Below are 10842 nucleotides of genomic sequence, written 5' to 3' on the forward strand. Positions count from 1 at the left end.
CCTTGCAGGAGAGGGGCAGGGGGAGAGGTTCTTCTAAATGCCTCCCCAATCCCAAAACAGCCATGCAACCGCTACGCCACCGCATCAACCCCCAAACTTTTGTCATCACCCTCCGGCAAATCGCCAAACACCTGAAAATCAGCCAAGAACACATCCTCAACTGGGAAAAATGGCATAACGTCCTCTGGGTGCATATCCAAGGATTAGGAGGTTACTTCATCAGTTACCGTAAACTCGAACAGTGGATTGCCGCTTGCCGTACCCTAATCCGCTTCTGCCCAAATCTGGAAGCCCTCGACGCCCTTTGGTCACTCATCCTGCAAGAAGCCGAACGCTATACAGAAGAAGCGATCGCACGACTCGAAGCAAGCTGGCAGCAACGACAAACGGATCTGTGCGATCGCCTCTGACACCGCCTAAAGAGCGATCGCCAACTTAAGCCAAGAGGGGAACTGTTCGAGAACTCAGCTAGCGAAAAATCTTAGAAATAACGCTGGACGAAGTTCCTGTTGTATAAGGAAAAGGCATACAAAAAGCTAACAATCCAGCGATCGCAAACAGTGCCAGTGTCGATGTGAGTGGAAATTTGAGAGGTTTCATGGTTCAGAGTTCAGGACAGTCCAGTAAACCTATCTCCACAAGCCATGAGCTTATGCAGTCGCGTGACGAGATTTAAGTGTCTTTTGTGGCCTCCAACTTAGCGTAATGGGAGACATGTAAGGATCGTCAACATTAAGTTATCCCGTCTTAATCTAGATTAAATGAAGCCCTTAATATATTTTGTCTAGATTTGATGAAGCCTTGCCAATCCTCAAGAAAATCTAGCTAAAAATACGTGATCATAGGTGGTTAGTTGTACCGAGTACAAGCCATCATAGGGGAGTATGGAAATTGCCGGGTCGATTAATGACCTTACTGGGTTATCAACGTTAGGAATTCCCACCCCCATGAAGAGTTAGCTGTACTGAGGGTCATCTGCCACCAGAATTCCATCTTAAGTTTTGCGCAGAATTAACGGTATGTCCTTATCTCCATCAAAGACCACTCTGCTAAAAGCCTGCAAACTCCTTGGATTACTAGCTTTTTTCAGTCTTTTGCCCGCTTCAGTACAAGCTCAATCCATCACGGCGGCACCAGATGGCACAGGTACAACTGTTACTTCCAATGGTAACCAGATTGATATTACGGGTGGCACCCCATCCGGAAGCAATCTATTTCATAGCTTCAGTCAGTTTGGTCTTCAGAGCAACGAAACTGCCAACTTTGTCTCGAATCCTAATATCCACAATATCTTAGGACGAGTAACGGGGGGCAATCCCTCGGTGATCAATGGGCTAATGCAGGTGACGGGCGGAAATTCTAATCTTTATTTGATTAATCCTGCCGGAATTATTTTTGGTGCTAACGCTCAGTTAAACGTTCCCGCCTCGTTCACAGCGACTACAGCTACAGGAATTGGTTTTGGCAATAATTGGTTCAATGCTACTGGGGCAAATAATTATGCGGCATTGGGGGGAGAACCTAGCCAATTTGTCTTCAATGTGAATCAACCGGGAAGCATTGTTAATACGGGGAATCTGGCGGTCAATGAAGGACAGAATCTCAGCTTGGTTGGTGGCAATGTCATTAACACAGGAACGCTGAGCGCACCGGGGGGGAATATTACCATTGCGGCGGTACCTGGGTCGAGTCGGGTGAAGATTTCCCAAGAGGGACATCTGTTGAGTTTGGAGATTGACCCGAACCAGGCTTCTAACGTTACAAGCAGTACTGCCCCATCTTTGCCGCAACTGATCACTGGCAGTGGTGTCAGTCAGGCAACAGGTGTAGCGGTAAATAATCAGGGGCAAGTTGTCCTGACAGCTTCCAACACGGTGGTTTCCAGTGAAGGAGCAACAGCGATCGCTTCTGGTACTCTCAACACCTCAGCACAGACTGGCGGTCAAGTCAATATCTTCGGGAACAAGGTCGGATTGATTGGTGCCAACATCGATGCTTCCGGAACGAATGGCGGTGGTAGGGTGTTGATTGGTGGCGATTACCAGGGTCAAGGTACGCTGCCCAAGGCTCAGTTTACCTTTGGGGATAGCAACACCACAATTAATGCCGATGCCACGAATAATGGCAATGGGGGTAAAGTCATTGTCTGGGCAGATAACAGCACTCGCTTCTATGGCAAGATTAGCGCTAGAGGCGGTGAACAAGGCGGTAATGGTGGGTTTGTCGAAACCTCTGGCACGATAGGGTTGGATGTTAATGGCGCTACCGTGAATGCAGGAGCGATTTACGGTCTAGCTGGTACTTGGTTATCTGACCCCAGCGACATCACAATCTCAACTGCACCAACAACGGGGGGTACATTACCAAACTTTGACCCCATCGGTGCTACGGGAAATATTAATATTAATGACCTTGCTCAAGCCCTTGCTAATGGGACTAATGTGACGATTTCCACAGCAGGCGGCACTGGTGGGAATGGTGACATTTTCCTGAATAATTCCATCAATGCCACAGCCACCAATAATGCGCTGTTGACCCTGACAGGACGATATCTCACGCCGTCGGCAGGTTCAATCATTAATATCACCAACGGCAATCTGGCGATTAACCTCAATGCCGTCAACCCAAGCGCAACTCCACCGGCAGGAACGATTCAGAATGCCATCAATGCAGTAGGTACCGTTACAGGAACGCCAACGATTAACTTAGGTGCAGGGAATTATGCGAATACTGGGACAATCACGATTAATAAATCGCTGAACTTGGTTGGTGCGGGAGCAGCTTCTACTACAGTGAGTGGTGGCAATGGCTTCCGTGTGTTTGATATCGGCGGTGGTGGTAATGTCACCCTCGATGGTTTGACAATTACAGGTGGCAATCTAGGTGGCTATGAATACGGTGGTGGTGTGCGATACACCGGCAGTGGCACGCTAAACGTCAACAACAGCACCATCACTGGCAACAGCGCATCCGCAGCAGGTGGAGGTATAGCTAACTTCCAGGGTACTGGTACGGTAAATATTAACAACAGCACCATCACTGGCAATACAGCCACACTTGGAGGAGGTGGGGTCTTCCGCAATGCAGGCAGCATGACCATCAACAACTCCACCATTAGCAATAATACTACTGGCACTGTGGGCGGTGGAGGAATTCTGAGCGAGAATGGGCCGGGGCTGACCGTGAACAATAGTACCATTACTGGCAATAGTGCTAGTGGCACTGAATATGGCGGTGGGGGAATTTTCTCCTACCAAAGTAATTTGACACTCAACGGCAGCACGGTCAGTAACAACTCAATTGGCACAACTGGTGGAGGTGTCTACGTTTATGGTGGTACGGCGACCATAACGGATTCTAATATTACTGGTAACACAGCAGGTACAGGCGGTGGCGGGATTGCTTCTGTTAGTAATGGAGTCACCAATATTGGAAACAACAGTACATACGTTGCTAACAATACCGCTCCCGAGTTATTCACTAGTACTGGCGGCGTCATAATTGGTACACCCAAGACAACACCAACCCCGACTCCCACACCAACCCCGACTCCAACGCCAACACCAACACCCACGCCAACACCAACACCCACGCCGACGCCAACACCTACCCCAACCCCGACACCAATACCAACACCAACACCAGCACCCACGCCGGCACCGACACCAACACCCACCCCAACTTCAAACTCAAATTCAACTTCAAACTCAAATTCAACTTCAAACTCAAGTTCAACTTCAAACTCAAGTTCAAGCTCAAGTCAGACTCCTGCTACAAACTCACAAGCAACAGTCATTGCTCCACCCGAAGAGGAAACTTCACCCAAACCTCAAAAACAGCCGATTCAGGTGTCATCTGTGGGAGTTCTAACCTGTACCTTATCTACTGCTCAGGAAGGAGAGCCACTCAAAGATCTACTGCCCAAAATTGTTGATTACATGAATTCCAATGGTGGCAGTTTATCAATCAATGTCAATGATTTATTTACCAACTGTGGCGCAGATCTACAGAGCCTACCAGGCACCCAAAACTTAGTCAGACAGAAGATTATAGCCTTAGTTAATCAATCTCTGGGAACTGAGTATGGTCGGCTGATAAACATCCACTTTGAAAGTGTAGCTGACAAACTTACAGCAATTGTGGAGGTAGCTAAATCCCCGCAACCCATCTCCGCCAAATACAAATAATAGATGTAATCTTTTTCCCCCCTTTTTAAGGGGGGCTAGGGCGTGTCTTCAAACCCGGAGATCCCCCTAAATCCCCCTTAAAAAAGGTGACTTTGAGTTGATTCTCCCCCCTTTTTAAGGGGGGATGGGGGGGATCTTCTTCGCAAGACACAGGTAAAATTAGAGTTTGAAAACACGCCCTAGGGGGGAGCTGAATGTGTAGCATGTTCAAAGGAAATTGGTATTATTACCTCCTTTCTTTGGGAAGCTTTTGTGAAATTTTAAAGAGTTTGAGCCAGCAAAATCAACCTTCACTGACTGTATCCTAGACGTGAAGCCACCCAGCCAATTGCAGCTGCACCTACAACTAACCATGCAGCATTAAATTGGAAGCGAATTGCTAAAACAGCTGAAACGATCGCGATCGCTACTGCCAGAAAATCCATAAACGGAAATTCTGGTACGGTTAAGGTAGCGGCTCCTAGTTGTAGGGTAACAACAACCATCAGCGCTACAGCACTAACATTCACCGAATCGATAAACGCGCTTGTCCATGATGATGCGCGTAAGCGAGGAACGAGGGGATTGAGAGCCGCAACAAAGACAAAGGAAGGTAAGAATATTCCCACTGTGGCAACCACAGCACCGGGAATACCCGCAATAATGTAACCGATAAAGGTAGCTGTGGAAAGGACGGGGCCAGGTGTAAATTGACCGATCGCGATCGCATCGAGTAACTGCTGTTGCGTCAGCCAAGCATAGTCCTGAACTAATCCCCCTTGGAGATACGCCACTAGGAGGTAACCGCTACCAAACAAAACACTACCGACTTTTAGGAAAAACCAACCCAACTGCCACAATGGGGCATTTACTCCTGATGTAGTTGCGATCGAGGTTCCAACGGCGGCTTTGGCTGATAGGGTTGCGCCTGTAGTTAAGCCAGCCATTAGCAGGTTTGCCCGCTCATGTGACGATTTGTCGTTATCACCACCACGTAGCCAAATCATTCCTAAGATACCCCCGATTAAAAGGGCAATCGCTTCATTGAGTCTCAAGAGCAATAACAACGCCACAACACCCAAGGCAATGATCAACAGCTTGCGAGTCTTTACAGCCTTCTTGCCTAAGCGCCAGAGAGCATCTAGGATAATGCCCAAAACAGCGGGTTTAATGCCATACAGTAAAGGTGCAACTTGGGGCATAGTGCCATAGGTAACATAAAACCAGGCCAACCCAGCCGTAATGAGAACAGCCGGTAATATAAAACACACACCCGACACCATCAGTCCTAGCCATCCTGCGTAGATATATCCCACATGAATCGCCATTTCTGTGGAGTTTGGGCCAGGAATTAGGTTGGTTGCGCCAATCAAGTCTAGAAAATGTTCCCTAGTCAGCCATTGACGCCGCTTGACGACCTCACTCTCCATCATGGCAATGTGAGCTGCTGGCCCCCCAAAGCCGATGACGCCTAGTTTAAAAAAGAGTTTGGCTAGTTCTCCCAGACGCCCTAATGCTGAGTTATTCATCGCTTTCGAGTAATACGCCAATTAACCTCGCATTCCGGTAGATTTATCGTAGTTTAGAGAAATAGTGATTAAAAGTCCATTACTACTCTAGGCTTAACGTTGTGCCCCAATCATCTGGAATCCAGCCAAATCCTTGGTTAAGTTTAGGTTAAAAATAAATTAAGGAAGGGGTAAGTTAAGTCAGAGTAAAGAGACTTGGCGATCGCTAACCATAAACGCTTGACCGTCTATTCCTGAGCCGTTTACTGGCAAGCGGAGGGATGGAGTTCTACCAGGAGTGCCGAGGATGGGTGTAATGTTGATTAATTCTAACGATTGGGCAAGTCTAATCTTCAGGCTGACACTGGCGCTGCTAGTTGGCTGCCTGCTGGGAATGAACCGCCAGCAGGGGGGTAGACCAGCGGGAATGAGAACGTTCATGTTGGTCAGTTTAGGAGCAGCGATGTTTGTCATGATTCCTTTACAAGCTGAGGGGGATAGTCCTTATGCCGCTACTAATGCCTTGAGTCGTACCATCCAGGGAGTTGCTTCAGGTGTGGGATTTATCGGAGCCGGGATGATTTTGCAACAATCTCGTGAGGGACTGGGCAAGTTAGAAGTAAAGGGATTAACGACTGCTGCCACAATCTGGGTAGCGGCGGGATTAGGCGCTGCGATAGGTTGTGGCTTGTGGCAGATGAGCTTGATTGGGGCAATTTTGACCCTGGTAACCCTGAGTGGAGTCAAGAAAATCCAAAAGTCAGTCTCGATTCGTTTCAAAAATAAGGACGGCAAAATAGAAAAATCGAGGCTGACGGAGCAATAGCTCATCCAATTTCGTTAAAACTGAACTAAGAGTTTCAAACCAAGGAGACAGTCATGACTGACCGCGACCAATTTCTTTACCCTCGAAGTCGTTACTATGGTCAGGTTAAGCCAGAGAATCTGGTGTTTAATGCCAATTTGCAGGAATTTGCGCAACGGATCAGTTTTATCTGCAATTTAGAGACTAATGGCAAAATTTCTTCAGAAGAGGCTTACAACCAAATTAAAGCTCTGTGGAAACAGCTCAAGCGTTCCAAAAAGCAATTAGGAGTGGGTGAGAACTCTTCTGATAGTTAAGAAGAGCTGTCCGCAGATTTAAAAGCAGTTTATGTCTGTTTAGCGGACATTTTTGCTCAATTCAGAACTAACAAAACAAGCAGAGATAGAGGAAGTTGCTGTTATTTACATCCGGAATAATTCTGGGCGCTAATCTGTAATTAACTTGAGGTTGAGGGCAAAGTTTGAACTGGCAAGATGAGGGTTTTTACTCGTAACTCAATTAATTCAATGCATACACCCAAATCTTTCCAGCTCTGGTATCTGACATCAAGACGAATAATAATTCCAATCAGTACTAATTACGGTTAATAGGTATTAGTTGCCGTAGTTTATCAGTAATAGATTAAAGGGTGATTATAAAGAGGTTAAGAAAAACCAGCTACCTCAAGCCCGTATCAACCGATAAGTAAAGATAAGGAAATATCTCAATATTTGGCTGGGTTGACTTCATCAAACTTTTATATTGAATGTAGAAAATTTCTACTAATCTTTTATACGACATTGAAAATCTATCAAGATTAGAGGATTAAGAGATTTATTTATTAACATCTTCTTAACCGTTTCTTGATAAAAAAATGTCTATCTCAACAAACACTAAGCATTTGCTTATTCAGAACATACTATTTGTCCTAAGGAAGTTGAACCTATGGAAATAAGAAAGAAAAACCAGCGCAAGCTCCTCACATTTGCGACAACCCTCGCGCTTGCTTTGGTAACCGGCAAAGCCGCGCTAGCTGGCAATGGTACTCCCATCAACCCCCACTCGGATAACGTGCTGACCGTCGCTGTCTTCGGAGACTCGCCCTACGGCACAAGTCCCACCGACACCTCCCAAACGCAAGCATTGCCTGCGTTCATCAACTCTATTAACGCTGATCCGAAGGTCGATTTGGTTCTCCATGTGGGCGACATCCACTCCGGCAAGCAGTACTGCACTGAGGCGTATGATCGCACAGTCTACAGCCTCTGGACTGGGTTCAAGAACCCGCTCATCTACACTCCTGGCGATAACGAGTGGACTGACTGCCACAAGGTAGGTGAAGGTGGTGGTGCGTACAACAAGACGACGCAGCAGATCGACTATGTACGCGACGCGCAGGGCAACCTCGTTGACTATGCTGGCGGCGATCCGATCGCCAACCTCGAACTCATCCGGTCGATCTTCTTCGCCAACCCCGGATACTCGCTGGGTGGACGCAAGCAGCAGGTGCAGTCACAGGCTAAGTACTTTGACCCCGCGTACCCAACCGATGCGAAGTTCGTCGAGAACACGATCTGGATGCAGTCGAAAGTACTGTTTGTAACCATCAACCTGCCTGGCGGCTCGAACAACGACACAGATGTATGGTATGGTGCCCCCTCTCCTAGCGAGGCACAGAGCAAAGAAACCAGCGAACGCACGGGTGCCGACCTCCGCTGGCTCGATGCCGCTTTCCAAACTGCTGCCGCCTACCAGGCCGAGGCGATTGTGATCGTGACTCAGGCTGATATGTGGGACTCTGAGAAGGGAGCCGCTCACCAGGCTAAATACGAACCCTTGGTTCAGAGCATCGCCTCGCATACCAAAGCGTTTGGCAAACCCGTGCTCATGTTCAACGGCGACTCGCATACTTACCGCTCGGATAACCCCCTCTCGCCGACTGCCTCCTGCACATTGGAAGGGTCAGCCTCCTGCACTTCTGTGGCTTCTATCCATCCGGGGTACGATGTGTCCAATTTCCACCGCGTCGTTGTACACGGCAGCACCTTCCCGCTTGAGTGGCTGAAGCTGACGATCGACCCGAAGGCGAACTATACCGCAAGTCCGAACGCCTTTGATCCCTTTACCTGGGAACGCATACAGCCATAGCTTGAATGACTGATTGTGTGAGAAAACTAGCACCGTCCGCTGGGGATGGTGCTGAGTTGAAGACAAAAAAGGGTAAAGCGATTAACGAGCAGCAGCTTCTATCAGTTCTGGCTCTTTGAACAGCGCCGTACTCAAGTACCGTTCGCCAAAGCTGGGCTGTATCGCGACGATTAACTTACCAGCATTTTCGGGACGTTTCCCGACCTGAATAGCTGCATATACAGCAGCGCCGGAGGAGATGCCGGAGAGCAACCCTTCTTCTCTGGCTAAGCGACGGCCGTAAGCGAGTGCATTTTCATCCTCAACCTGGACGACTTCATCAATTAAATCGGTACGGAGAACTTGGGGAACGAATCCTGCACCAATGCCCTGAATCTTGTGGGTTCCTGGCTCTCCACCGGAAAGCACGGGGCTGTTCGCCGGTTCGACAGCGATCGCTTTAAAACTAGGTTTGCGCTGCTTTATAACTTCCGCCACACCAGTAATGGTACCGCCAGTACCGACTCCAGAAATCAGAATATCAATTTGACCGTCGGTATCTGCCCAAATTTCTTCTGCCGTTGCTTCTCGATGAACCTTGGGGTTGGCTGGGTTTTGGAACTGCTGGGGCATGAAGGCATTGGGTGTGCTGGCAACAATTTCCTCAGCACGAGCAATAGCGCCTTTCATTCCCTTAATGCCTGGAGTGAGTTCCAGGGCGGCACCATAGGCTTTGAGCATTGCTCGTCGTTCTAAACTCATGGTGTCGGGCATGGTTAAAATTAACCGATAGCCTTTAGCGGCTGCTACCATCGCCAGCGCAATACCCGTGTTACCAGAGGTTGGTTCAACGATTGTAGTTTTGTCGGGATGGATTAGACCCGCTTGTTCCGCCGCTTGAATCATACTCGCGCCAATCCGATCTTTTACAGAAGCGGCTGGGTTCATTCCCTCCAGCTTGAGAACAATCCGCGCTGCACACCCTTCAGCCTGGGGAATGCGATTGAGCTGAACCAGAGGAGTACGACCAATTAATTCTGTTACATCATTTGCAATCCGCATACTTCTACCTCTAAGAGGGCTAAATTAAAAATTCAAAAATTTATCACCCAAGCCTAACGGCGTCCTCTTATTAACCTATACTACGGTTTTCCGGTTTATATTTTGTATTTTTGTTGATTTTGGAACTCCTTTCAGTGTGTCATATGTGGACGATGTTTTGCGGACGGTTATGATAGCGATCGGATTGGGTAAAATTTTGAATTACCAAATTCCTAGAGAATTACCGAGAATTAGAGCAAGTTAGCTACCAACTTCACAGCACACCCAAGGAGGTAACGGCTACCTTTGCTGAATACCGCGATCGCAGACTTGCGAATTATATTTGAGCGTGACCCTGCTGCACGTAACTGGCTCGAAGTTCTCTTTTGTTACCCTGGCTTACAGGCAATATTTTTCCATCGGGTAGCCCACTGGCTTCATTTCCGGGGGGTTCCTTTTATTCCCCGCTTGATATCCCATCTCGTTCGCTTTTTTACGGGGATTGAAATCCATCCCGGAGCAAAAATTGGTAAGGGTGTATTGATTGACCACGGAATGGGTGTCGTCATTGGAGAAACGGCAATAGTAGGGGACTATTCCTTGATTTATCAAGGAGTTACTCTCGGTGGTACGGGTAAGGAAACGGGCAAGCGGCATCCCACCCTTGGCAAGAACGTTATTGTTGGGGCTGGGGCCAAGGTGTTAGGCAATATTGCCATCGGCGACCATGTTCGTATCGGTGCGGGTTCAGTGGTCTTAAGAAATGTTCCCGCTAATTGTACGGTGGTTGGAGTACCGGGTCGTATTGTTGACCGTAAAGGGAAACCTGGAGCGCCTCTCGATCATGGGCGCTTACCGGATACTGAAGCTCAAGCCATTAGAGCCTTGCTTGACCGTATGCACTTTTTGGAGCAAGAGGTCGAGCAGTTGAAAGTACAATTCGATTTACAAACAGCGACTGGCGATGAGACAACAAAACATGACTGGGTAGCGTCGTGCGATCGACTCATTGGAGAATTTATCGATGGAGCTGGAATCTAGCAAAGGCTTTTCACAACCCGCAAAATGCATAGACTAGAGTGCCAGCCCAGTAATCCCAGAAGCATTTATTTTTCCTAGGGACTCCCACCCCTGGGAAAATCCAGTCGGGGCAACCATGGGGGGATTGCCCCTACTATTCATGAACCGGCGCTCA

The 10842-nt window shown here is 48.1% G+C and carries 10 protein-coding genes; 6 read left to right on the forward strand and 4 right to left on the reverse strand.

All coding sequences use genetic code 11. From position 1 onward, the window contains the following. On the forward strand, nt 1-410 hold a 410-nt coding region (locus tag V6C93_RS21310), incomplete at its 5' end, for a hypothetical protein (protein WP_333478684.1). A gap of 58 nt (nt 411-468) precedes the next feature. Here the strand turns inward: V6C93_RS21310 and V6C93_RS21315 are convergent. After that, nucleotides 469-600: a hypothetical protein gene (locus tag V6C93_RS21315; protein ID WP_333478685.1), complete on the reverse strand. Its 132-nt coding sequence runs from the start codon at nt 598-600 to the stop codon at nt 469-471. A 419-nt stretch (nt 601-1019) separates the two neighbouring features. On the opposite strand from V6C93_RS21315, the gene V6C93_RS21320 reads away from it, so the two are divergent. Beyond that, on the forward strand, nt 1020-4187 hold the full coding sequence (locus V6C93_RS21320) for a filamentous hemagglutinin N-terminal domain-containing protein (RefSeq protein WP_333478686.1): 3168 nt from the start codon (nt 1020-1022) through the stop codon (nt 4185-4187). 290 nt (nt 4188-4477) lie between these two features. On the opposite strand, the gene chrA is transcribed toward V6C93_RS21320, so the two are convergent. Both chrA and V6C93_RS21330 read right to left on the reverse strand, forming a co-directional pair. Continuing rightward, nucleotides 4478-5695: a chromate efflux transporter gene (gene chrA / locus V6C93_RS21325; protein WP_333478687.1), complete on the reverse strand. Its 1218-nt coding sequence runs from the start codon at nt 5693-5695 to the stop codon at nt 4478-4480. A gap of 180 nt (nt 5696-5875) precedes the next feature. Then, nucleotides 5876-6148, reverse strand: a complete 273-nt coding sequence (locus V6C93_RS21330) for a hypothetical protein (protein WP_333478693.1) — start codon at nt 6146-6148, stop codon at nt 5876-5878. On the opposite strand from V6C93_RS21330, the gene V6C93_RS21335 reads away from it, so the two are divergent. From V6C93_RS21335 to V6C93_RS21345, 3 genes are all read left to right on the forward strand, one after another. Then, nucleotides 6045-6500 carry an MgtC/SapB family protein gene (locus V6C93_RS21335; RefSeq protein ID WP_349262788.1) on the forward strand — a complete coding sequence of 152 codons (456 nt, stop codon included), beginning with the start codon at nt 6045-6047 and terminating at the stop codon, nt 6498-6500. The genes V6C93_RS21330 and V6C93_RS21335 overlap by 104 nt on opposite strands. A gap of 53 nt (nt 6501-6553) precedes the next feature. Then, nucleotides 6554-6796, forward strand: a complete 243-nt coding sequence (locus V6C93_RS21340; protein ID WP_333478688.1) for a DUF7219 family protein — start codon at nt 6554-6556, stop codon at nt 6794-6796. Nucleotides 6797-7424: 628 nt separating this feature from the next. After that, nucleotides 7425-8627 carry a metallophosphoesterase gene (locus V6C93_RS21345; protein ID WP_333478689.1) on the forward strand — a complete coding sequence of 401 codons (1203 nt, stop codon included), beginning with the start codon at nt 7425-7427 and terminating at the stop codon, nt 8625-8627. 81 nt (nt 8628-8708) lie between these two features. Here the strand turns inward: V6C93_RS21345 and cysK are convergent, their stop codons facing one another. Next, the gene (gene cysK / locus V6C93_RS21350) at nt 8709-9668 is read right to left on the reverse strand and encodes a cysteine synthase A (RefSeq protein WP_333478690.1); all 960 of its coding nucleotides are present in this window, start codon (nt 9666-9668) and stop codon (nt 8709-8711) included. Between the two features lie 285 nt (nt 9669-9953). Here cysK and cysE point away from each other — a divergent pair, with 285 nt between their 5' ends. Next, a complete protein-coding gene (cysE, locus tag V6C93_RS21355; protein ID WP_333478691.1) occupies nt 9954-10688 on the forward strand; it encodes a serine O-acetyltransferase in 735 nt (244 codons plus the stop codon). Nucleotides 10689-10842 lie beyond the last annotated feature (154 nt).

Origin of the sequence: Allocoleopsis sp. (assembly GCF_036703385.1) — a bacterium.
In the GTDB taxonomy this organism is placed as follows: Bacteria; Cyanobacteriota; Cyanobacteriia; order Cyanobacteriales; family Coleofasciculaceae; genus Allocoleopsis.

What these genes read in the sequence shown, in the direction of transcription:
- chrA (WP_333478687.1), bottom strand. Translation starts at nt 5,695, where the DNA reads ATGAATAACTCAGCATTAGGGCGTCTGGGAGAACTAGCCAAACTCTTT.
- V6C93_RS21320 (WP_333478686.1), top strand. Translation starts at nt 1,020, where the DNA reads ATGTCCTTATCTCCATCAAAGACCACTCTGCTAAAAGCCTGCAAACTC.
- V6C93_RS21345 (WP_333478689.1), top strand. Translation starts at nt 7,425, where the DNA reads ATGGAAATAAGAAAGAAAAACCAGCGCAAGCTCCTCACATTTGCGACA.
- V6C93_RS21340 (WP_333478688.1), top strand. Translation starts at nt 6,554, where the DNA reads ATGACTGACCGCGACCAATTTCTTTACCCTCGAAGTCGTTACTATGGT.
- V6C93_RS21315 (WP_333478685.1), bottom strand. Translation starts at nt 600, where the DNA reads ATGAAACCTCTCAAATTTCCACTCACATCGACACTGGCACTGTTTGCG.
- cysK (WP_333478690.1), bottom strand. Translation starts at nt 9,668, where the DNA reads ATGCGGATTGCAAATGATGTAACAGAATTAATTGGTCGTACTCCTCTG.
- V6C93_RS21330 (WP_333478693.1), bottom strand. Translation starts at nt 6,148, where the DNA reads ATGACAAACATCGCTGCTCCTAAACTGACCAACATGAACGTTCTCATT.